Here is a 22,013-nt window from a genome sequence, read left to right as displayed (position 1 = left end):
ACCCTAGGGCGCGTCGTGGTCGGGCAGGCCTACCACGAACGTCGCCCCACCGCCCGGGGTGTCGTCGAGCGTCAGCCGACCGCCCATCCGTGAGACCAGGGCCAGGCTCGAGGCGAGCCCGATGCCGTGCCCCGTCGCCGTGTCGCCGGCCGCGCCCCGGTGGCCCGTGTCGAAGATGCGGTCGCGCTCGGCGAGGGGCACCCCCGGCCCGTGGTCGACGACGACGACCGCCCAGCCGTCGTCGGTACGCCGGCACTCGACCTCGACGTCGGGGGCGACCGGACCGGCGTAGCGGGCGGCGTTGGACAGCAGGTTCTGCAGGACCAGGCGCAGCCCGACCGGGTGGCACCGCACGGGCTGGTCGTCGCCCAGGTGCAGGCGTACGCCGCGCAGGTCGTCGCCGAGGTCCTCGACGGCCTGCCTGGCGATCGGGCGCCAGGGCACGAGGACGGCGCCGCCCTCGGTCGTCACGGTCGAGGCGGCGAGCAGGTGGTCGATGCTGTCGGCCATCCGGTCGACCGAGCGCTCGGCCCTCTCGACCAGGAAGCCCGCGTCGCTGGCCGTCACCGTCCCGTCGGCCAGCATCCCCAGCGCGAGCCGGACGGTGCCCAGGGGCCCGCGCAGGTCGTGGCTGACCGTGGCTGCGAAGTCGGACAGCTGCCGGTTGCTGACCTCGAGCTCGCGGACCGCGGCGCGCAGCCGCCGCCCCTGCAGCTCGAGCTCGAGCACGTCGGTGACGCGGGCCGCCAGCAGCGTGAGCATGTCGTGGGCCGTGCGGTCGAGCTCGCGGGGAGCGTCGTCGAACAGGCACAGGCTGCCGATCGCGACCTTCGCGGGGGTCACCAGCTGGTAGCTGGCGTAGAACCGCACCCCCGCGGGGCCGGTGACCCAGACGTTGCGCTCGAACCGCGGGTCCTGGCTGGCGTCGGCCAGCACCACGGGACCCAGCTCGTCGATGACCTCGGCGCACATGGAGTCGGCGCGCGGGGTCACCGATCCGATGAAGCCGACGCTCTCGACCTGGTGCTGCTCGTCCTCGGTGAGCAGGTTGATCGTCGCCTTCGACACCCCTGACGCCAGGGCCGCGAGCGTGACCAGGGCCCGCAGGTCGGGCCGCGAGGGGTGCCCGGGGTCCAGCAGGTCGTAGGCCTGCAGCAGCAGCTGACGCTGCGCCTCCACTGCGGTGCCGGCGTCCGCTGTGGGCATCCTCGGGTCCTCGACCACTGCTGCCCCCTGTTCCTCGCCCGCCGGTGACACCTGATCCGCCTTCGAGGACAGTAGGACGGGGGGTCACCCGTGAGGGTGACCTTGAGTGAATCTTGCGTCACCCGCCTTGACGTCATCTGCCCGGCTCTCTGGACAAAGTGGGCATCGGGCGATGAGGGTGGGGGCATGGGACAACGACGTCCGGCTCTCGGCATGCTGTCAATCTCGGTCTCGCTGGTCACGATCGGGGCCGGCCTCCTGGCCTCCCCGTCGCTGGACCGCGCCGTCGCCGCGGAGGGGGTGGTGGCGCCCGGGGCGCCGGGTGCGCTGTCGCACTTCGGTCTGGCCCGCAAGGACTGTCTGGGCACGGCCCGCAACTCCGGGTCGAAGGTCTGGTACACCGTCGCGGGGGGTGTCCTGTCCGACGTCTACAACCCGACGATCGACACCACCAACCTCGAGACCCTCCAGTACGTCGTGACCGACGGCCGCACCTTCACCGACCTGCAGAGCCGCGACATGACCTATCGGGTGCGGTCCACCGACCGCAGCGGGATGTCGTGCCAGGTCGTGAGCACCGCTCGCAGCGGCGCCTACCGGCTGGTCACCGACTACGTCACCGACCCGCGGCGCGACGCGGTCGTCGTGTCGACGCGGCTCGAGCCGGCGCGCGACCGGCGCGCGAAGGCGACCGGCGACCTGAAGGTCTACGTCCGCTACGACGCCACGGTCAACGGCAACGGCGGCGGCGGGTCGAGCAACGGCGGGGGCGACGACGCCGTCGTCGACCCGGCCACCACCGCGCTGGTCAGCTCCGACACCGACACCGAGACCAACGCGACCAACCGCGACTACGCCGTCCCGCTGTACGCCGCGGTGCGCGCCGACCGGCCGTTCCTGGCCGCGAGCAGCGGCTACGCCGGCACCCCCAGCGACGGCCTCGCCCAGCTCGACGCCGACCGCACGCTGCGCACGACCTACGACCGGGCCACCGACGGCAACGTCGTGCAGACCGGTCAGGTCGACGTCGGGCGCGACGGCCGCTTCACCCTGGCCCTCGGCTTCGGGCAGTCCGCGCGGTCCGCGATCGACGTGGCCGGTGCCTCGGCCCGGGCGCCGTTCGAGCAGACCGCCCGCGCCTACGAGAAGACCTGGCGCGACTACGACCGGGGCCTGCGTCCGCCGCCGTCCCGGTTCCCCGGGCTCTCGGACGCTCAGGCCGACCGGGTGCGCTCGGCGTACTGGCTGTCGGCCAACGTGCTCAAGGCCAGCGAGGACAAGACGTTCCCCGGCGCCGTGGTCGCCTCGCTCGCCAGCCCGTGGGGGCAGGCGGTCAGCGCCGGCGACACCCCGGGAGGCCTGCCGGTCTACTTCGGCTCCTACCGCGAGGTCTTCGCCCGCGACCTCTACGAGTCCTTCACCGGGCTCCTGGCCAGCGGCGACGTCGCCACGGCCCGGGCCACGGTGCGCTTCCTCTTCGAGCGCCAGCAGCTCGCCGACGGCCGCTTCCCGCGCAACTCGCTGGTCAACGGCAAGCAGGCGCCCGATACCGGCGGCGACCAGCTCGACGAGTCGGCCTACCCGATCCTGATGGCCTACCAGGCCGGGCTCGGTGGCGACCGTGCCCTGTGGACCGACCACATCAAGAAGGCCGCCGACTTCGTCGTCTCCCGCGGCCCGTCGTTCGGCTCCGAGCGGTGGGAGGAGCAGGGCGGCTACTCGCCCTCGACCATCGCCGCCGAGATCGCCGGGTTGGTGGCCGCCGCGCGGATCGCCGACCGCAACGACGACCCCGCCGCGGCCCGCGTCTACCGCGCCACCGCCGACCACTTCCAGCGCAGCATCAAGGACTGGACCGTCACCACCACCGGTCCCTACGGCTCGGGTCGCTACTTCATCCGCCTGGCCAAGAACGGCGACCCCGACGAGGCGGTCTCCTACGGTCTGGGCAACGGGGGCCCGAGCGCCGACCAGCGCGACGTCGTCGACGCCGGTTTCCTCGAGCTCACGCGCCTGGGCATCCTGCCCGCGAGCGACCCCGACGTACGCCGCTCGCTGTCGGTCGTCGACGCGACCCTGCGGCGTGACACGGCCAGCGGGCCCGGCTTCTACCGCTACGGCACCGCCACCGACCCGGTGACGACCGCCGGCACCGAGGACGGCTACGGCGACTGCTTCGAGCCCGACGCCACCGCGTGCTCGCCCTCGGGCAAGCCGTGGCCGACCGGCGGGTCCGGCTCCGGCCACCTGTGGCCGGTGCTGAGCGGCGAGCGCGCCGAGCACCTGCTGCAGACCGGCGACCAGGCCGGTGCGTCCCGGCTCCTGCTCGGCATGCAGCGCTTCTCCTCCGGGATCGGGCTCGTGCCCGAGCAGTCGTGGGAGAACCCCGACCTGGCCGCGTCGCCGTACGGCACCGACCCGGCCATCGCGTCGATCGGCTTCGTCGACGGCGGCGCGGCCGGCTCGGCCTCGCCGTTGACCTGGGCGCAGTCGCAGCAGGTGCGACTGACCCGGAGCCTCGGCGGGTCCCGCCCGGTCGAGCAGCCGGCGATCGTGCGCGAGCGCTACCAGCCGCGCCCGCCGGCCACGGCCGACGTCGAGGTCACCGCGCCCGCCGAGGGTGCCCAGGTCACCACCGCGACCGTCGAGGTCACCGGCCGCACCAGCCCCGGGGCCACCGTCGACCTCGCCTCCACCGCCACCGACACCGGCGGTGCCACCTCGGTGACGACGGTGACCGCGGGCCCCGACGGCTCGTTCAGCGCCACCGTGCCCAGCCCGTTCGGCACCTCGGTGGTCACCGTCGCGGTGACGACCGCCGACGGCGCCACCGGCTACGCCCGGCGCACCGTGGTCTCCGACTACATCACCGGCACGACCGTCCTCGACGTGACCGACCCGACCGGTGACGACCACGGCCCGGGCACCTTCGCCTACCCGACCGCGGCCGACTTCCGCCCCGGTGCCTTCGACCTCGAGCGGTTCCAGGTCATCGTCTCCGGCGACTCCGCGCTGCTGCGGGTCCGCACCCGCGACCTGTCGCCGACGTTCGGCTCCGCCCTCGGGGCCCAGCTGCTCGACGTCTTCGTGCACACGCCCGACGCGACGACGACCTCCACCGCAGCGCCCTACGCGAGTCGCGGCTACACGATCGCCGACTCGTCGGCCTGGAGCCGGCGCATCGAGGTGCAGGGCTTCGCCGGCCCGGAGTTCATCGACGCCGAGGGCCGCTCCCTGGGCACCGTCTCGGTGCAGGCGAGCCAGAGCTCGCGCTACATCACGGTCATCGTGCCGCTCGCGGCGCTCGGGACCCCCGGCCCCGGCTGGTCGTTCACGGTGGTGCTGCACGGGCAGGACGGGTTCAGCCCCGACCAGGCCCGCGGGTTCCAACAACTGCCGCAGGGCTACCAGTTCGGCCTGTGCAGGTCGGCCGACGTCGTGAGCCCGATCTGCGGCATCGACCCGGCCTCGGCGCCCAAGGCGGTGGACGTGCTCACGCCGGCCGGGGTCGACCAGGGCATCGAGCTCGACCCGACCCTCGGGCCGGTGCGCATCGCGGGCGTGCCGGTGGACTGAGGGCCCCGGGCGGGTCGGTCAGGTCGGTTGCTTGACGGCGACGACGGGGCAGGTCGCCTCGAGGATGACCTGCTGGGCGACGCTGCCGAGGAACAGCTTGCCGACCGCGCTGCGGCGGCGCACGCCGATCACGATCTGGGTGGCGCCGGTGCGCTCGGCCGTCGCGAGGATCTCCAGGGCCGGGGACTCGACGTGGGCCGGCTGGTGCATCTCGTGGGCCAGGCCCAGGGCGGCCAGGCGCTGGTCGAGCGCGTCCCAGTCCTTTGCGCCGGCGAAGGAGGCGTCGGCGTCGCTGCCGCGCACACCGGTGTTGACGACCACGAGGGTCTCACCGGTGCTGCGGGCCAGGCCGATCGCGTGGTCGACCGCAGCGAGCCCGGTCGCGTCAGGGGTGTAGCCGGTCACGATGGTCATCGGTGCTCCGTCATGGCCCGACGGTAGCGGATCCCGGCGGTCGTGGGCGGACGGTGAGCACCTGGGCCAAGGTGCCGATCGGGCCATCCTCGTCGTGCAGCGTGCTGCTGGTCAGGCCGTGGCCGGTGGCGCCGAAGCTGACGGTCGTGTCGAACCCCAGCCACCCCGGCTGCGGGGCGCGGACCAGGTGCGCGGTGAGGTCGACGTTGGGGAACACCACCTCGGCGGGGTCGGCGCGCACCGTCATGCCGTTGGCGATGTCGACCAGGCCGGCGGCCGCAGCGGTGGGGCTGACCGGCTCGTCGAGCAGCGGCACGTCGGTGCGCACCCAGTACGCCGCCCGCCCCGGAGCCTGCTGCTGCCGGCGTACCTCGGCCGAGGCGATGAAGCCGCCGGCCCAGGTGCCGGTGGGGTCCCACCTCGGCATGGTCAGCGGCCCGGGGAGGTCGGCGGTGCCGGTGCCGGCGTACGACGTGGTGTCGCCCGGCCTGACCAGCCAGGCACGCAGCGCGACGGCGGCCCGACCGCCCTGGCTCACGACCGCCTCGACGAGCTCGATCGAACGGCCCGGTCGCACGACGCGGACGTCGACGTCGAACGCGTCCATCGCGAGGGTGCTGAGGATGTCGTAGGACAGGCGGGTGACGTCGAACGCGTCGTCGCGGCGACCGGCGTGGTCGCACTCGACCAAGTGGCACAGCAGCCCGAGCGAGGGGGCGACGTGCTGCTCGTCGGTGTTCCAGGCGCCCCCGACGTGCTCGGTCGGCGTGAAGGTCCGGTCGGCGACGCGGTCGAAGTAGGCCATCCCGCGATCGTCACACGGGTCGTGGCATCGTGGCCGCATGGACGACGTGACGAGCGGTGACATGGCCAGGGTGGGTGTGGTCGGCGGCGGCCTGATGGGTTCGGGCATCGCGGAGGTCTCGGCGCGCTCCGGGCTCGACGTCGTGGTCGTCGAGTCGTCCGACGAGGCGGCCAAGGCCGCGCTCGGACGCCTGGAGAAGTCGCTGTCCCGCGCGGAGTCCAAGGGCAAGCTCGACGGGGCGGGCGGCACCACGGCCGCCGCGGTGCTCGACCGGATCCGCGTCGAGACCGACCTCGACGCGATGGTCGACCGCGACGTCGTCGTCGAGGCCATCGTCGAGAACGAGGCCGCCAAGGTCGAGCTGTTCAAGGCGCTCGACGGCATCGTCACCTCACCCGAGGCGATCCTGGCCTCCAACACGTCCTCGATCCCGATCATGAAGCTTGGCGTGGTCACCAGCCGCCCGCAGCAGGTGATCGGCATCCACTTCTTCAACCCGGTGCCGGTGCTGCAGCTGGTCGAGCTGGTGCCGTCGCTGCTGACGTCGTCGGAGACGACCGCCCGGTCGCGCACGTGGGTCGAGGAGTCGCTGGCCAAGAAGGCGATCGACTGCCAGGACCGCGCGGGGTTCGTGGTCAACGCGCTGCTGGTCCCGTTCATCCTCTCGGCGATCCGGATGCTCGAGTCGGGCTTCGCCACCGCCGAGGACATCGACCGCGGCCTGGTGCTCGGGGCCGCCCACCCGCAGGGCCCGCTGGCCCTGGCCGACCTGATCGGCCTCGACACCACCAAGGCGGTGGCCGAGTCGCTCTACGAGGAGTTCAAGGAGCCGCTGTACGCCGCGCCGCCGCTGCTCGCGCGTATGGTCGACGCCGGCCTGCTCGGGCGCAAGACCGGACGCGGTTTCTACACCTACGATCGGTGACCGTGACCGACGACTGGCGTGCCGAGACCCGAGAGACGCTGCGGAGCCTGATCCTGGGGGCCGACCCGGAGGTCGTCGAGGAGGTCAAGTGGCGCAAGCCCACCAACCCCGACGGCGTCCCGGCCTTCTCGTGCGCGGGCCTGCTCTGCACGCTCGAGACCTACAAGGACAAGGTCAAGGTGACCTTCGCCAAGGGCGCCTCGCTCGGTGACCCGACGGGGGTCTTCAACGCCAGCCTCGACGCCGGCACCCGCCGGGCGGTCGACGTACGGGCCGGGGAGGTGGTCGACGCCGACGCGTTCACCGACCTCGTGCGTCAGGCCGTCGCGCTCAACCGAGGCTGACGCGCTCGGCCTGCGCGGCCTGCTCAGCGGGCTCGGCCTGCTCGGCCGCCGCCTGCGGGCCGGGGACCAGGTGCGTGCGGGCCTTGAGCACCGGCACGAAGATTGCGACCAGCGCGGCTAGGGCCGAGGTCACGACGAGCACCAGGAACCCGTGGGTGTAGCCGGCCTCGACGGGCAGCCCGTCGGGGCGGGCGCCGGAGGTCACCACGCTGGCCAGCACCGCGCTGCCGAGCGCGCCGCCGACGGTGCGGATGTTGGCGTTCATGCCGCTGGCGACACCGGTCTGCGACTGCGGGACGGCGTCGACGATGAGGTTGGACATCGCCGCGAACGCGAGCCCGAAGGCGAGCCCGAGGACGGTGGTCTCGACGAGCACCAGCCACACCTGGTCGTGGGCCAGGGCCAGGCCCAGCGTGCCCACGGAGGTGAGGGCGGCGCCGACGACCAGCACGGCCTTGGAGCCGAACCGGGCGGCGAGGTGCCCGGAGTAGAGACCCGCGAGGAAGGTGGCGACCGTCTGCGGCAGCAGCATCAGCCCGGACTGCGTGACGGTGGCGCTGAAGCCGTAGCCGGTGACGCCGTCGGGGGTCTGCAGGAACTGCGGCAGGAACGCGAACATCGAGTACATGCCCATGCCGAAGAGCAGGGCGACGAGGTTGACCGTCCAGACCGTCGGGATGCGCATCATCTGCATGTCGATCAGCGGGCTGTCGCTGCGCGCCTCGGCCACGACCCAGATCGGCAGCACCACGACGGTGGCCACGAACAGGCCGATCGTCACCGGCGACGTCCAGCCCCAGCTGTGGCCCTGGCTCACGGCGAGCAGCAGGGTGACCAGCCAGGCCGACATCAGCAGCGCGCTGGTGACGTTGATGCGGCCGGGGGTGCGCTCGGGCGACTCGGGCACGAAGAAGTACGCCGCCAGGGCGGCCAGCACGGTCATGATCATCGGCAGCCAGAACAGCCAGTGGTAGCTCAGGACGTTGACGATCGGTCCGGCCAGCACCAGGCCGATGCCACCACCCACGGCCAGCAGCGCGGCCGACGTGCCGACGGCGCCGGCGACCTTGTCGCGCGGGAACTCGTCGCGGATGATCCCGAAGGTCAGCGGCAGCACCCCGCCGCCGATGCCCTGGATGGCGCGGGCCGCGATGAGCACGCCGACGGTGGGGGCGAGCGCTGCCAGCAACGAGCCGACGGAGAGGGCGGCCAGCGCGACGACGAGCATCCGCTCCTTGCCGACCTTGTCGCCGACGCGGCCGATGATCGGCGTGAAGACCGAGGCGGACAGCAGGTAGGCGGTGAGCACCCACGTGACGGTCGCCTGGTCGGTGTCGAGCGCGGCCTGGATCGTCGGCAGGACGGGGTTGACCATCGACTGCAGCAGCGAGAAGGACGCCACTCCCGCACACAGGACCACGAAGGTCACGCGGTAGTCGGTGCGCTGCTCGGTGCCTGCCATGGAGGGAGTCCTGTCCGTGTACGTCGTCTGATGAGCCCGTCGGACGCGTGGTCGTGATGACCCGCCCGACCCCGATCACAAGCCGCGGTGGGGTGACGGCATTCCGAGGCTTAGGTCACACAGGTTGACCCTGACAACCATTGTGCCAGACGGGTGCGACGGACGTCCGTGGTCCAGACTGGACCGGTGACGTGGCAGGAGCGGGTGCTGACCGACCTGCGCGCCACCATCGACACCCAGGTGCCGGTGCCCGTGGCGTGCGACCTGCTCGTGGTGCAGGCGCCGGGGTGCCTGTTGTGGACGAGCAACGTGCGGCTCCACCGGACCGGCGTGCTGTTCGACGTGTCGGTCGTGTGCACCGAGGCGTTCGTGGCCGATCTCGGGCCCGGCCGGCCCGACCTGCTGAGCGACGCCGACGACCCGTCGCTCACGGCGGCCCGGGTGGCCGTCGAGGTCGACGGGGTGAGGCTCGCCGAGCTGACCTGGCGCCCGGAGCAGCCGGCGCCGCCGGACGGCGTCGCGCTCGTGGCCGTGGAGGCGGCAGCACACGGCACCGGGGCGTGGCAGTCGTGGTGGGTGCCGCTCATCGCCCGGTACTCGATGGTCGTCTCGGTGGACTGGCCCGCGGTCGACGTCGCGGGGGAGGTCGTGTGGTCGACCGGCCACTGGGCGGAGCGCGCGCGTGACGTGCTGTCGCTCTGATCGGGCGTGTCCTCAGGCGATGAGGGAGTAGACCCCGGGTCGGGTCTGCACGTAGTGGTCGCGCGGGTCGGCCCCGGGGGGTCGGGGCTCGGTGGAGCGATGTCGGTGTCCGGTGGGGGTGGTGACCTCGACGGTGTGGGCCTCGACCACGTCGTCGGAGACGACGGTGTGCTCCCAGCCGGGCTCCTCCTTCATGAGGTTGCAGCCCAGGCAGAGCCCCTGCCCGTTGTGGCTCGAGGTCGCCCCGCCGCGCGCTACGGACCGGACGTGGTCGCCGTGCTGGATCGGGGCGTCGCACCACGGGGTGCGGCAGCGCCGGTCGCGCAGCTCGAGGAACTGGCGGAGCAACCCGCTGAAGAGTCGCGACAGCGACTCCATGGCCACCAGGTGGTCGGTGTCGGCGAACAGGCGCCGGATCACCGTGGCCTGCTCGGGCGAGGCGTGCACCAGGTCGCGGGCGACCTGGGCGGGCACCGGACCGAGGCCGGCGACCTCGCCGGGCTCGTCGCCGCCGCCCAGCAGCGTCTCGGCGGGGACCACGAGGTCGATGCGCACCGGCGTCGAGGTGGCGGTGGCCTGGCCAGTGAGTCGCTCGACGAAGAGGTCGGCGACGATCTGCGCGCGCGACCGGTCGTCGCACCCGCTGGCGCGCAGGGTCTCGGCGCGGTGGCCGAGGGACGCCATGATCGCGACCATCTGGTGGTCGGCGATCCGCCCGGACACCGTGGCGGTGCCGTCACCGTGGGTGCGCGACCACACGCGACGCTCGGCGTGCCCCCGCATGCGGCGCCGCTCGGCGGTCGTGGCGTCGATGCGGAACGCGACCCGCCGCGCCAGGTCGGCCACGTCGCGGTCGCCGAGCCCGGGCTGCTCGCGCAGCCGCTCGGCGATCTCGCGGTCCGCCGTACGGCGGTCGGCTGCGGCCAGGTCGCGGGTCTCGGTGCACACCAGCTCGGCCCGCGCCTCGTTGATCTCCCCGGACTGGAGCAGCCCCAGCACCTCGGGGTGGTCGTGGACCAGCGACCGCCCGAGACGCAGCAGACGCCGTCCGCGCGACGGGGACTCGTGGCGGGCCATCCCCACCTCGCCACCCAAGGATCTGTCGGACGACCCCGGAGACAGCTCGGCGAGCTGGGCGACCAGGCGCGCCTGTCGGGCGCACAGCGCACCCTTGAGCCGTTCGATCTCCTCGAGCTCGTCGACGCAGGCGGCAGGCGCGTCAGGGAGGAGCTCGGAGGGGATCATGTGTTCGATTATATGCTGACTTCCGCCATCGCGCCACCGCGAGGGCAGGAAAAATGGACCAATCTGGCGTTCGTTCCTCGCTGGAGGTAGTCCCGGGCGCGGTCTTGGTCGCTGCGTCTGGTCATGCCGCGCGGCGGGCGTCACGCCGGCGGTCGTGCTCCGCGATCTGCGTCGACGACAGCACCTGACCGACCTCCGGCCTAGGGTGACGATCGTTGGGATGGCTACCGGCTGAGGTAGGTGCAAGTCCCCCCGGATCTCGCACCTGGAGCGTCACCTTGAGCGGATCGAGGTCGGCACGCGCGTCGAGGCAGATCGCGAGGGGGCCTCGGTCTCGGTCACTCAGCACGAGAGCAACGAATTCTGGAAGGCCTATTCGACCCTCGGTGTGAGCGCCCATCTGTTGTCTACCACCGGAGCCGAGGCGGCCCGCTTCGAGTTCATGACCCTGGCTCAGAAGCCTGGCCAGTGGGCTGTGTCCCGCTTGGCCGACGTGGCCCCTCACAAGCCTGGACCGACCCTCGTTGCACTAGCCACAACATCCTCGAGACTCGCCTGACCATGCTGCGGGCTGAGCGGTCCTGCCGATGAGCGTTCGAGCGGCCCTCTGACACCTCGGTACTGCACTCGCGTAGCGACCCCGCTGCGCAGCGGAAGGTGCCGTGACCCGCGTGCCCCCACCTGCGGTACGCCCCACCCTGGTGCCCAGGGTGTGCGGCCACGACGAGGGGCAGGCGGGCGCGGTTCGCGCAGGTCAGCCCGTCAGGGAGACGCGATGAGAGGGGTCCGGGTCCGGCAAGGCGTCATCGACAAGACGCCGCCGTGACGAGACCGTGGTCAGCACCGCAGTTGCCCCCGCCATGCTCAGCAACAGCAGCGCCGTCCGTTCCCGCGTCTGCGCAACACAATCGGCCCGCGCCGTGACGCTGACCCTCGCCTCGTTCATGGGCATGCCAGGCCCACGATTCGTGAGCCCTGTGGGGGGCGGTTCGCATGCACGCGTGAAGGAGTCGACCGTGACGGACGCAGGAGCGAACGTGAGCACCGCGAACGCCAGGACCAGTGCGGTCGCAGTAAGGCAGACGAACGTTCGAGACATCCCTGCCCTGGGGTCACCGACGCCGGGGTCAGGCCGTCGGCGGGTGCGTGAGACCAAGAACAGAAGCACCCCTGCCAAGGCCAGGAGAGTGCACCCGACCCCGGTCGAGAGGAAAGCCTCGTGGCGACAGGCAGACAGCTGCTCAGCCGCTGTGCGCACCGGGTGGTCGAGGTCGGTGGGGTCGCGACCGAGCAGAGCCAGCTCATAGGCCCGTCCGCAGGGGCGTTGGGCGCTTTCGACCGGAGCCATCGTCAGGTTCGCGCCGGCCAGAGCCGCAAGCCATCCCCCGACGACGAGCACGACCCGAACGACCCTCACCACCGCAGGGTATGCCGACCGGCGCCCGGTCATGGCCCTCCGGTCTCACCCGAGCAGCGCGAGGTCACGGCGCACGTAGCGCAGGTGCGCCCACTCCTCCTCGAGGATGATCCGGACGCAGTCGCCGACGGTGGGGTGCCAGTCGCCGCCGCCCCACGGGTTGTCGCGCTCCTCGGCCAGCAGCTCGGGGGTCGCCGTGGCGAGGAAGTCGGTGACCAGCCGCTGCCGCTCGGCGCGTACGGCGAGGACCTCGTCGCGGGTCGGTGCGTCGGTGCGGAAGATCGAGGTGTCGAAGCCCATCTCGCCGGCGCCGGTGAAGATCTGGCCGAGCTCGTGGAACGGCTGCGGCACCCGCTGGATCGCCCCGCGCAGCCAGGCGTCGGTCGCCAGCACCAGGTGGCGCAGCGTCTGGGCCAGGGACCACTCGTCGTCGACGTGGGCGTCCCACAGCTCGAGCGGGGTGTCGGCGACCGTGGTCGCCCAGGCGGCCTGCACCGCGACCCAGCCGTCGCGCAGCCCCTCGGGGGTCTGCGACTTCTGCAGCTCGCGACCCGGGAACCGCCGATTGAGCTCGGCGTCGACCAGCGGCACCACGTCGACCCCGTTGACGACGAGGCTGCCGAAGAACAGGTCGTGGCTGTCGATGTCGAGACCGTCCACGTCGACACTGCGCATGGTGACGCCGCTGAGGTCGGAGAAGCGCAGGGTGGCGCCCTTGAGGCTCGCCTTGACGAAGGTCGCGCCCTCGAACTCCTGGGTGTCGGAATAGGTCGTCATCGCGCGAGCGCCTCCTCGATCCACCGGACCACGTCGCCGACGACCTCGTCGGTGTTGGTCTCGTTGAAGACCTCGTGGCGGGCGCCGGGGTAGACCTTGAGCGTCACGTCGGTGAGGCCCGCGGCGGTGTAGCGGTCGACGAGGGCGTGGACCAGCGAGAGGCCGCCGCCCACGGGGTCCTGGTCGCCGACGGCGACGAGGACCGGCAGGTCGTGGCGGATCGCGGCGACGGCGTCCGGGTCGGCCATCCGGCGCGCGGCGACGAACATCTGCTTGCCGGCTGCGCCGTCGAGGCCGAAGCCGCACAGCGGGTCGGCGACGTAGGCGTCGACCTGGGCCTCGTCGCGGCTGAGCCAGTCGTAGTCGGTGCGCGCCGGGGCGAAGGGCGCGTTGAACATCGCGAGGTCGAGCGGCTGGTCGAGGTCGAGCGCGGGCTCGAGGAGGTCGAGCACGGCGGTGCCGGTGAGCACCACGGCGCTCTCGTCGCCGCTGTGGTCGAGCAGGTGCTGCTGGGTCGCGAACGACCCCATCGAGTGTCCGAGCAGCACGTGTGGCAGGCCGGGGTGCGCCGCCCGGGCCAGGTCGCCGAGCCGGGCGACGTCGGCGACGAGCTCGGTCCAGCCGTCGGCGCCGATGACGCCGGGCTCGCCGTTGTTGGCCGCGATGGTGGCGCCGTGGCCGCGGTGGTCCTGGGCGTAGACGACGTACCCGCGCGCGGTCAGGGCCCCGGCGAGCGGGGCGTAGCGCAGGGCGTGCTCGCCCATCCCGTGCGTCAGCCGTACGACGGCGACCGGGTCGCCGACGGGGTCCCAGCGGTAGGCCTTGACGGTCACGCCGCCGGCACTGGGAAGGTCGAGGGGGGTGGGGCTCATCGTGGGTCTCCTGACTCCGAGTGCGAGGGTCCGGCTCGAGCCTGCCACGCGGTGACGGGAGGAGGGCTACCCTGGCGACAACTTCCTCGACGGCCACTCGACCCGACCCACCGGTGCTCCTGGACGGACGACTCCCTCGACAACCCGTGTCGGCGGTGCAGACCGACAAGTGGGCTCCCGGCATGGGCGTTGAGATCAAGATCGACCACCTGACCAAGTCGTTCGGCAAGCAGATGATCTGGGGCGACGTGTCGCTCGTGGTCCCAGCCGGCGAGATCAGCGTGATGCTGGGTCCGTCGGGCACCGGCAAGTCGGTGCTGCTGAAGACGATCATCGGGCTGCTCAAGCCCGACAGCGGTGCGGTGGTCATCGAGGGCACCGACATCGCCTCGTGCCCCGAGAAGGAGCTCTACGAGATCCGCAAGCTCTTCGGCGTGCTGTTCCAGGACGGCGCGATGTTCGGGTCGATGAACCTCTACGACAACGTCGCCTTCCCGCTGCGCGAGCACACCAAGAAGTCCGAGTCGCAGATCCGCGAGGTCGTCATGGAGAAGATGGACCTGGTCGGTCTGCTCGGGGCCGAGGACAAGCTGCCCGGTGAGATCTCCGGCGGCATGCGCAAGCGCGCGGGCCTGGCCCGGGCGCTGGTGCTCGACCCCGAGATCGTGCTGTTCGACGAGCCCGACTCGGGCCTGGACCCGGTGCGCACGGCGTTCCTCAACCAGCTCATCATCGACCTCAACACCCAGATCGACGCGACGTTCCTGATCGTGACCCACGACATCAACACCGCGCGCACGGTGCCCGACAACATCGGCCTGCTCTACCACCGCCACCTGGCGATGTTCGGGCCCCGCGAGATGCTGCTGAGCTCGGAGGAGCCCGTGGTGCGGCAGTTCCTCAACGCCCAGCGGGTGGGACCGATCGGCATGTCGGAGGAGAAGGACGCCGACGAGCTGGCGGCCGAGTCCGGCCAGGAGCTTCCGCCGCTGCCGCCCATCCCGATCCAGCAGGAGCCCTCCAACGGCATCCCCCGCCGGGGTCAGCGACCGGCCGGCACGTGGTGCCAGGAGAACGGCGTCACCCCGCCGCCCGGATCGTTCGACCCGGGCATGAACATGACCGTCGGCGCCTAGCAGGGTGCGCGGGGACGACGCCCGCGCGGCTGGTTCACTGGTCGCATGACGCAGGGCGTGCAGGGCCGCCGCGGACGGGCGCTCACCGTCCTGCCGTGGGTCGTGGTCGGCGCCGTGATGGTCTCGCTCGCCGGTGTCGCCGTCGTCCGGCTCTTCGTCGACGAGGGGGCCGCGCCGGCCGAGGCGACGTCGGTGCAGGACGTCGCCGACCTGGCGCTCACGGTGACCGAGGAGCTCGACGTCCAGGGGGGCGTCGACCTGCTCTGCGACCAGCCGATCGAGCTCTACCGGATGGCCGTCGAGTCGACCATCATCCGCTGGCAGACGCTCTCCGGCGTCCAGGCGCCCGCCGTGACCGCCGACGTCAGCGACGTCGACAAGGGGTCCTCGGGGTCCTTCGTGATCGCCATCAGCAGCGACGAGGACGGCCTCGAGGACGAGGACCGGACCTTCCGCGTGTTCGTCGAGAACCACGGCGGCCGCTCGTGCGTCGTCGGCGTCGGCGGCCCCAGGGCGCAGCGGCCGACCACGCGGTTCGCCGCGGCCGGCTACTCCGGCGTGACGTCCCCCCCGCCGATGCCCCGCTCGACCCCCAGCCCGACCCCCAACACGACAGGAGCGACCCCGTGAGCCGACGTTGGCAGGAGGTCGCCCGCGCGAGCGCCGGCGAGTCCTACGCCGAGGAGTACGCCGAGCGCTTCCGGCGGCTCGCCGCCGAGGGCGCCGACGTGCACGGCGAGGCGTCGTTCGTCGCGCGGCTGCGTCCGGCGGCCCCGGGCCGCACAACCCGGGTGCTCGACGCCGGCTGCGGGACCGGGCGGGTCGCCGTACGCCTGGCCGAGCTGGGCTACGACGTCGCGGGCTGCGACGTCGACGCCGCGATGGTCGAGGTCGCGCGCGAGGAGGCGCCGGCCCTCGACTGGCGGGTGGCCGACCTGGCCACCCTCGACCTGGGCGAGCGCTACGACGTCGTCCTGCTCGCCGGCAACGTGGTGCCGTTGCTCGAGGACGGCACGCTCGAGGCCACCTGCGTGCGGCTCGCCGCGCACGTCGCGCCCGACGGCGTGCTCGTCGCGGGCTTCGGCACCGACGCCGACCACCTGCCCGACGGGTGCCCGGTCACCGGGCTCGACGAGTTCCTGGCCGCGGCCGCCGCGGCCGGCCTGGGCGAGCTCCAGCGGTGGGGCACGTGGGCCGGTGAGACGTGGCGGGCCGACGACGGTTACGTGGTCGCGGTGCTCGGACCGGCTCCTGATCTGGTTAGGTGAGCCGGTGCGAGTCGTCGTCCTGACCGGTGCCGGCATCTCCGCCGAGAGCGGGGTGCCGACCTTCCGCGACGCCGACGGGCTGTGGGAGGGCCACCGCGTCGAGGACGTCGCGACCCCCGAGGCCTACGAGAGCCAGCCGACGATGGTGCAGGAGTTCTACGACGCCCGCCGCGCCTCGCTGGCCCACGTCGAGCCCAACGCCGCCCACGTCGCGCTCGCCCGGCTCGAGGACGTGCTCGGTGACGACCTGTTCCTCGTCACCCAGAACATCGACGACCTCCACGAGCGCGGTGGCTCGACGCGCGTCCACCACATGCACGGCGAGCTGCGCTCGGCGCTGTGCCGGGCGTGCGAGCGTCGCTTCCCGTGGGACCGCACCCTGGTCGACCTGCCGCCGTGCCCCGGCTGCGGGGTGACCGAGCTGCGCCCCGACGTCGTGTGGTTCGGCGAGATCCCCTACGACATGGACGCGATCATGCACGAGCTCAAGCGCGCGGACCTGTTCGTGTCGATCGGCACCTCGGGTGCGGTCTACCCGGCGGCCGGCTTCGTCCAGTACGCCGCCCGCCACCGCGCGCGCACCCTCGAGCTCAACCTGCAGCCCAGTGAGGGCACCTCGTTCTTCCACGAGTCCCGCCAGGGCCCGGCCGGCACGCTGGTCCCGCTGTGGGTCGACGAGATGCTGGCCCGCGTCACGCCCTGAGTCATGACCTGAGGCGTGCCCTGACCAGCGCCTCCAGCCGCGGCAGCTCGTCCTCGAGCCGCATCGTCGGCACGAAGCGGCGTACGACGTCGAGGTACATCTCGCCGCTCTCGATGACTCGCGGGTCCATGTGGCCCATCACCTCGAGGGTGACCACGCCGTAGAGCTGGGTCCAGCCCTGCATGTAGACCCAGACGAGCCCGCGCTGCTCGTAGGGGATCCGCTCGACCTTTGCCGGGATGAGCGGGTCGATGAGCGCCTCGCGCACGGGCTCGGGCAGGGAGTCGAGCGCCGGCACCGGGAACGGGCGCTGCTCCCACACGTCGTGGATCAGGTCGGTCATCAGGTGGCCCGAGGACGCCAGGGTGTTCATCTCGCGGCGCACGCACGCCGCGTCGGCGACCGGGTTGGCGAAGACGAGGCCGAACTCGCGCGGGTGGCCCAGCGCCCACATCCGGAACTCGGTCACGGCCGCGATCAGCCGGCCCGGGGCGTCGTCGGGGTCGAGCCGGTCGGCCGCGGCCCGGAACGTCAGTGTGGCGGCCTTGTCGATCTCGAAGGCGACCAGGTCGACCAGGTCCTGGTAGCTCGCGACGTAGCGGTAGAGCGCCGGGGCCGTCATGCCCATCCGGGCCGCCACCGCACGCAACGACAGCTCGGCGCCCTCGGTGAGCACGGCGCGTGAGGCGTCGACGATCTCGGCGAAGGTCGCCTCGCGCTGGCGCTCGCGGCGGGTCGGGGTCGGGTGGTCGACCTGGGTCACGGTTCTCCTGGGGTCGGGTCGGGGTCGGAACTGGGTCTTGACCAGCGTAGTTTACGCCGTTTACGGTTTACACCGTTCACTTACCTGATCTTACGTCACCGGAGTTATCTCATGATCGATCGTTGGGGCGCCCTCGTCGCCCGCCGGGCCCGCGCCGTGCTGGTGCTGGGCCTGCTGGTGACCCTCGGGGCGGCGGCGTACGGCGTCGGCGTCTTCGGTGCGCTGAGCCAGGGCGGCTTCGACGACCCGCAGTCGGAGTCGGCCCGCGAGCTCGCCCTGGAGCGCGACACCTTCGGCAACCGGTCGGTCGACGTCGTGGCGATCTACTCCAGCCCGACGCTGACCGCCGACGACCCCGCGTTCCGGCAGGCCGTCGCCGACGTGGTGGCTGCCATCCCGGCCCAGGCCGTCGCGTCGGTCGTGTCCTACGCCGACGTGCCGGCCGAGCAGGCGGCGGCGATGGTCAGCGACGACGGCCACGCCGCGCAGGTGCTGATCTCGCTGGCCGGGGAGTCGCAGGACGACTACCTCGACAACTACGACCTCGTCGAGCCGGCCCTCGAGAGCGACGCGCCCGGCATCGAGACCGACGTCGCCGGCTCGTTCGCCGTCTACAGCGACGTCAACGAGATCACCTCCGAGGACCTCGAGCGCGCCGAGCTGATCTCGATGCCCGTGGTCGTGCTGCTGGCCCTGCTCATCTTCGGCAGCCTGGTCGCCGCCTCCATGCCGGCGCTCGTCGGGCTGGTCGCGATGGTCGGCGCGCTGGCGATCGTGCGGGTCCTCACGCTGTTCACCGAGGTCTCCGTCTTCGCCGTCAACGTGGTGTCGCTGATCGGCATCGGCCTGGCGATCGACTACGCGCTGTTCGTCATCAGCCGTTTCCGCGAGGAGCTGGCGCTGCTGCCCGCCGACGACCCGCAGGCCTCCCGCGTGGCGATCCGGCGCACCATGGCGACCGCCGGTCGCACCGTGATGTTCTCCGGGCTCACCGTCGCCGCGGCCATGGCGAGCCTGCTCATCTTCCCCCAGGCCTTCCTGCGCAGCATGGGCTACGGCGGGGTCGCGGCGGTCGTCGTGGCCATGCTCGCGGCCCTGACCGTGCTGCCCGCCTCGCTCGTGCTGCTGGGTCGGCGCGTCGACGCAGGGCGGCTGCCCTGGCGGCGCGGCCGCACCACCGACGCCGCCCGCGGCCGCTGGGCCGGGCTGGCCCGCGCGGTGATGAGGCGCCCGGTGCTGGTGATGGTCGTGACGGTCACGGTGCTGCTCGCGGTCGCCGCGCCCTTCCTCGGCGCCCGGTGGGGGTCGGTCGACTACCGCGTGCTGCCGCCCGACGCGCCCGCGCACCAGGCGGCCCAGCTGCTGGACGACGACTTCGGCCCGGAGGCGTCGTCGGCGAGCCTGCTGCTCGACGGGGCCTCGCAGGCCGACGTGGCGGCGTACACCGCGGCGGTCGAGGGGGTCGACGGCGTGGTCGGCGTCGTCCCGGTGGCCGCCGCAGACGGGGTCACGCTGCTGCGGGCGTCCTGGCTCGGCAACAGCCAGACCGAGCGGTCCCAGTCGATCGTCGAGGCGCTGCGCGGGGTCGAGCCGGCCACCGGCCGGGTGCTCGTCGGTGGGCTGAGCGCCGAGACCGTCGACCTGATCGACTCGGTCGGCGCCCACCTGCCGTGGATGGGCCTGATCGTGGTGGCCGTGATGCTCGTGCTGCTGTTCCTGGCGTTCGGGTCGGTGGTGCTGCCGGTCAAGGCCGTGGTGATGAACCTGTTCTCCCTCACCGCCTCCTTCGGCGTGGTCACCTGGATCTTCAGCGACGGTCACCTCTCCGGGCTCCTGGGCTTCGAGCCCCAGGGCTACCTCGACGCGACCAACCCGATCCTGATGCTCGCCATCCTGTTCGGGCTCTCGATGGACTACGAGGTCTTCCTGCTCTCCCGCGTGCGCGAGCAGTGGGACCGCTCGGTGGCCGCCGGCAAGGGCGACAACGACCTCGCGGTGGCCACCGGCGTGCAGCACACCGGCCGCATCATCACCAGCGCGGCCCTGCTGCTCGGCGTCGTCATCGGCGCCTTCGGCACCAGCGGCATCGTCTTCATGAAGATGCTGGGCATCGGGATGCTCGTCGCGCTGCTCATCGACGCGACCATCGTGCGGGCCCTGCTCGTCCCGGCCACCATGAAGCTCCTCGGCGACCGCAACTGGTGGGCCCCGGCGCCGCTGGCGCGCTGGTGGGAGCGCCACGGGTTCCGCGAGGGAGAGGCGGCCGGCCCGGTCCCTGCCAGGACCGACGCGCCGGAACCCGCCCCGGTGTCCGCCGGGGCGTGACGCGGCCGGGCTGCGACGCCTCCTCCCAGGTGTCGCAGCCCGCCGCGTCGATCTGCTGACACCAGGACGATCGCCACGCAGACTGTGCGCGTGATCAAGCTCGAGCTGCTCTTCGGGGTCGTGACCTTCTGCCTGTGGGTCTACTGCCTCGTCGAAGTCATCCAGACCCCTGAGGGGTCGATCCGCAACCTGCCCAAGGTCGTCTGGCTGCTGCTGGTGCTGCTGTTCCCGTTCGTCGGGTCGGTGGCGTGGCTCGTCGCGGGCCGCCCCGACCACGGGCCGGGCCGCGTGTCGCCGTACGAGCGGCGCGCCCCGCAGTTCCCGGAGTACGACCGGCCCGGCCGCGCCGCGGCCGTCGACCCGGCGCGCGACGAGGAGTTCCTGCGGCAGGTCCGCGAGCGGGCCGAGGCTCAGCGCAGGCGGCACGAGGAGAGGCGGCGGGCCCGCGAGCGCGAGCGCGACGGCGACGCCTAGCGAGCTAGGGGCAGGGGTTGGGGGTGCGCTGCTCGAAGGTGCCCGAGCAGGTGCGACCGCGGGCCAGCTTCTTGCGGGCCAGGGCCAGCACCTGGCGCGAGGGCCGCTGGGCGGCGTAGCCGGGCCACAGCAGGTTCTTCTTCATGTCGGCGTCGCGGTAGAACTCGCTGCGGAGGCGGCGGCCGCGCTTGTCGTAGAACTCGACGTAGGCGAAGCGCTTGGTGCGGTACATCGACCAGGTGGGGATGCGCCCCGGCGCGTAGGCCGCCTTCGGGTAGTTCAGGCGGGCGGTCTCGTTGACGACCTCGGAGTAGGTGCCGGTGCGCCGGAAGCGGCTCAGCATCGAGTGGCCGTCGATGCGGTGGTTGGGGGCGACCCCGGTCAGGTCGTAGATGGTGGGGCCGATGTCGATGACGCCGAAGGCGCGGTGGTCGACGTAGCCCGCGCGGAACCGCGACGGCAGCCAGGCCAGCAGCGGCACGTCGGTCGTGGAGGGGTAGGGGTCGCCCTTGGTCTCCCAGCCGTTCTCGCCCAGGTGGTAGCCCTGGTCGCTGGTGTAGAAGATCGCGGTGTGGTCGAGCTCGCCCTCGTCGGACAACGCCTGGATGGTCTTGCCCATCTCGTCGTCGATGTCGTACTGCGCCCGGGTGCGTGCGGTGTAGAGGCGCTGGTAGTAGCTGCGTGACGCGAGCCTCTTGCGGAAGACGGGCAGCTTGTCGCGGGTGTCGCGCTCGGGGTCGTAGTGGAACGGCGGGACCGCCCGGTCGCGGTTGGCCGGCGTCGCGACCGGCATCCGGGTGTTGAGCGAGGTCGCGGAGTTGTCGGTGTGGGGGGCCTTGAACGCGGCGTAGGCGTAGAAGGGCCGCTCGCTGTCGCGCTCGGAGGCGATGAACGAGCGCAGGAAGTCGCCCGTGCGCGTCGTGGCGTGGACCCCGTCGTCGGGGACGTACTCCGACTGCGTCTCGTCGTCCCACAACGCGTAGCCGTAGGGCTTGGACGAGCCCCAGAAGTCCGACGCCATGAAGCCGGTCTCGACCTTGCCCGACTCGACGTCCTCGCTGGAGATGCCGTTGAGGTACTTGCCGGTGCCGTAGGTGTCGTAGCCGGCCTGGGTCAGGGCGTACTGCACGGTGTGGCGCGCGTCGACCTTGCGGGCGTCCTCCTGGCGCGGGGCGCCGGAGTTGTGGCCCATCTGGGAAGTCATCAGGGCCGCCCGCGACGGGGCGCAGGTCGGTGCGGACGCGGTGGCGTTCTCGAAGCAGGTGCCCTGGTCGCGCAGCAGGCGCGAGGTCTGCGGCATGAACCGGTCGAAGTCGCGACAGGCGATGTCGGTGCCGTCGTCGATGACCACGACGAGCACGTTGAGGTCGGAGCTCGGGACGGGCCGCGCGGTGGTGGGGCTCTGTGACGGCTCCTGGGCCCCCGGTCCGCCGCTGCAGGCCGTCGTGGTCGCCACAGCGGTCACCATCGCGCCGACCAGGAGCCTGGAGCGCACGGACGCCGCGGCCTTGCGTCGCTGAGTCATCGGTCTCCAGGTGCGTCTGATCGTGAGCGGCAAGGATACGGTCCGCCCCCGGCGTACGACGAAGCGACAGCGAG

At 72.3% G+C, this 22,013-nt stretch carries 19 protein-coding genes; 10 read left to right on the top strand and 9 right to left on the bottom strand.

All coding sequences use genetic code 11. The annotated features are described in order from the left end of the window. Nucleotides 1-3: 3 nt before the first annotated feature. Nucleotides 4-1,206, bottom strand: coding sequence for a GAF domain-containing sensor histidine kinase (locus FZC61_RS03400; RefSeq protein ID WP_148612433.1), 1,203 nt, complete (start codon nt 1,204-1,206; stop codon nt 4-6). Between the two features lie 186 nt (nt 1,207-1,392). Between FZC61_RS03400 and FZC61_RS03395 the strand changes: the two genes are divergently transcribed. Further along, nucleotides 1,393-4,782, top strand: coding sequence for a glucodextranase DOMON-like domain-containing protein (locus tag FZC61_RS03395; RefSeq protein WP_211357057.1), 3,390 nt, complete (start codon nt 1,393-1,395; stop codon nt 4,780-4,782). An 18-nt stretch (nt 4,783-4,800) separates the two neighbouring features. Here the strand turns inward: FZC61_RS03395 and FZC61_RS03390 are convergent, their stop codons facing one another. Together FZC61_RS03390 and FZC61_RS03385 are read right to left on the bottom strand one after the other, a co-directional pair. Continuing rightward, nucleotides 4,801-5,196 (bottom strand): universal stress protein, encoded by a 396-nt coding sequence (locus tag FZC61_RS03390; protein ID WP_148612431.1) that lies wholly within the window; start codon nt 5,194-5,196, stop codon nt 4,801-4,803. A 10-nt stretch (nt 5,197-5,206) separates the two neighbouring features. After that, nucleotides 5,207-6,001: a thioesterase family protein gene (locus FZC61_RS03385; protein ID WP_148612429.1), complete on the bottom strand. Its 795-nt coding sequence runs from the start codon at nt 5,999-6,001 to the stop codon at nt 5,207-5,209. Between the two features lie 61 nt (nt 6,002-6,062). On the opposite strand from FZC61_RS03385, the gene FZC61_RS03380 reads away from it, so the two are divergent. Further along, the gene (locus FZC61_RS03380) at nt 6,063-6,926 is read left to right on the top strand and encodes a 3-hydroxybutyryl-CoA dehydrogenase (RefSeq protein WP_148612589.1); all 864 of its coding nucleotides are present in this window, start codon (nt 6,063-6,065) and stop codon (nt 6,924-6,926) included. A gap of 2 nt (nt 6,927-6,928) precedes the next feature. Further along, nucleotides 6,929-7,270 (top strand): DUF1801 domain-containing protein, encoded by a 342-nt coding sequence (locus tag FZC61_RS03375; RefSeq protein WP_148612427.1) that lies wholly within the window; start codon nt 6,929-6,931, stop codon nt 7,268-7,270. On the opposite strand, the gene FZC61_RS03370 is transcribed toward FZC61_RS03375, so the two are convergent. Next, a complete protein-coding gene (locus tag FZC61_RS03370; RefSeq protein ID WP_148612425.1) occupies nt 7,257-8,732 on the bottom strand; it encodes an MFS transporter in 1,476 nt (491 codons plus the stop codon). The genes FZC61_RS03375 and FZC61_RS03370 overlap by 14 nt on opposite strands. 186 nt (nt 8,733-8,918) lie before the next feature. Between FZC61_RS03370 and FZC61_RS03365 the strand changes: the two genes are divergently transcribed. Beyond that, on the top strand, nt 8,919-9,434 hold the full coding sequence (locus FZC61_RS03365; protein ID WP_148612422.1) for a hypothetical protein: 516 nt from the start codon (nt 8,919-8,921) through the stop codon (nt 9,432-9,434). Nucleotides 9,435-9,446: 12 nt separating this feature from the next. On the opposite strand, the gene FZC61_RS03360 is transcribed toward FZC61_RS03365, so the two are convergent. The 3 genes from FZC61_RS03360 to FZC61_RS03350 form a co-directional block, all read right to left on the bottom strand. Next, nucleotides 9,447-10,679: an HNH endonuclease gene (locus FZC61_RS03360; protein WP_148612420.1), complete on the bottom strand. Its 1,233-nt coding sequence runs from the start codon at nt 10,677-10,679 to the stop codon at nt 9,447-9,449. Nucleotides 10,680-12,141: 1,462 nt separating this feature from the next. Further along, nucleotides 12,142-12,873, bottom strand: coding sequence for a DinB family protein (locus FZC61_RS03355; RefSeq protein WP_148612418.1), 732 nt, complete (start codon nt 12,871-12,873; stop codon nt 12,142-12,144). After that, nucleotides 12,870-13,745, bottom strand: coding sequence for an alpha/beta fold hydrolase (locus FZC61_RS03350; protein ID WP_148612416.1), 876 nt, complete (start codon nt 13,743-13,745; stop codon nt 12,870-12,872). The genes FZC61_RS03355 and FZC61_RS03350 overlap by 4 nt, the downstream gene beginning before the upstream one ends. A gap of 182 nt (nt 13,746-13,927) precedes the next feature. On the opposite strand from FZC61_RS03350, the gene FZC61_RS03345 reads away from it, so the two are divergent. Genes FZC61_RS03345 through FZC61_RS03330 form a run of 4 tightly spaced genes read left to right on the top strand, consistent with a single transcriptional unit; the run spans nt 13,928 to nt 16,852 of the window. Then, nucleotides 13,928-14,881, top strand: a complete 954-nt coding sequence (locus FZC61_RS03345; RefSeq protein ID WP_148612414.1) for an ABC transporter ATP-binding protein — start codon at nt 13,928-13,930, stop codon at nt 14,879-14,881. 45 nt (nt 14,882-14,926) lie between these two features. After that, nucleotides 14,927-15,511: a hypothetical protein gene (locus FZC61_RS03340; RefSeq protein WP_148612412.1), complete on the top strand. Its 585-nt coding sequence runs from the start codon at nt 14,927-14,929 to the stop codon at nt 15,509-15,511. Further along, nucleotides 15,508-16,149, top strand: coding sequence for a class I SAM-dependent methyltransferase (locus FZC61_RS03335; RefSeq protein ID WP_148612410.1), 642 nt, complete (start codon nt 15,508-15,510; stop codon nt 16,147-16,149). The genes FZC61_RS03340 and FZC61_RS03335 overlap by 4 nt, the downstream gene beginning before the upstream one ends. Nucleotides 16,150-16,153: 4 nt before the next feature. Beyond that, a complete protein-coding gene (locus FZC61_RS03330; protein ID WP_148612408.1) occupies nt 16,154-16,852 on the top strand; it encodes an NAD-dependent deacylase in 699 nt (232 codons plus the stop codon). A gap of 1 nt (nt 16,853) precedes the next feature. Here FZC61_RS03330 and FZC61_RS03325 read toward each other — a convergent pair whose 3' ends face one another. Further along, nucleotides 16,854-17,615: a TetR/AcrR family transcriptional regulator gene (locus FZC61_RS03325; RefSeq protein WP_148612406.1), complete on the bottom strand. Its 762-nt coding sequence runs from the start codon at nt 17,613-17,615 to the stop codon at nt 16,854-16,856. Nucleotides 17,616-17,726: 111 nt separating this feature from the next. Between FZC61_RS03325 and FZC61_RS03320 the strand changes: the two genes are divergently transcribed. Together FZC61_RS03320 and FZC61_RS03315 are read left to right on the top strand one after the other, a co-directional pair. Then, on the top strand, nt 17,727-19,940 hold the full coding sequence (locus tag FZC61_RS03320; RefSeq protein WP_148612404.1) for an MMPL family transporter: 2,214 nt from the start codon (nt 17,727-17,729) through the stop codon (nt 19,938-19,940). A 90-nt stretch (nt 19,941-20,030) separates the two neighbouring features. Next, nucleotides 20,031-20,414, top strand: a complete 384-nt coding sequence (locus FZC61_RS03315) for a PLDc N-terminal domain-containing protein (protein ID WP_148612402.1) — start codon at nt 20,031-20,033, stop codon at nt 20,412-20,414. A 4-nt stretch (nt 20,415-20,418) separates the two neighbouring features. On the opposite strand, the gene FZC61_RS03310 is transcribed toward FZC61_RS03315, so the two are convergent. Beyond that, nucleotides 20,419-21,939 carry a sulfatase-like hydrolase/transferase gene (locus FZC61_RS03310; protein ID WP_148612400.1) on the bottom strand — a complete coding sequence of 507 codons (1,521 nt, stop codon included), beginning with the start codon at nt 21,937-21,939 and terminating at the stop codon, nt 20,419-20,421. Between the last annotated feature and the right edge of the window lie 74 nt (nt 21,940-22,013).

The organism is Nocardioides rubriscoriae (genome assembly GCF_008087085.1).
Taxonomy (GTDB): domain Bacteria; phylum Actinomycetota; class Actinomycetes; order Propionibacteriales; family Nocardioidaceae; genus Nocardioides; species Nocardioides rubriscoriae.
The sequence above is the reverse complement of the archived record's forward strand: the minus strand, read 5'-3'. Positions and strand labels throughout refer to the sequence as shown.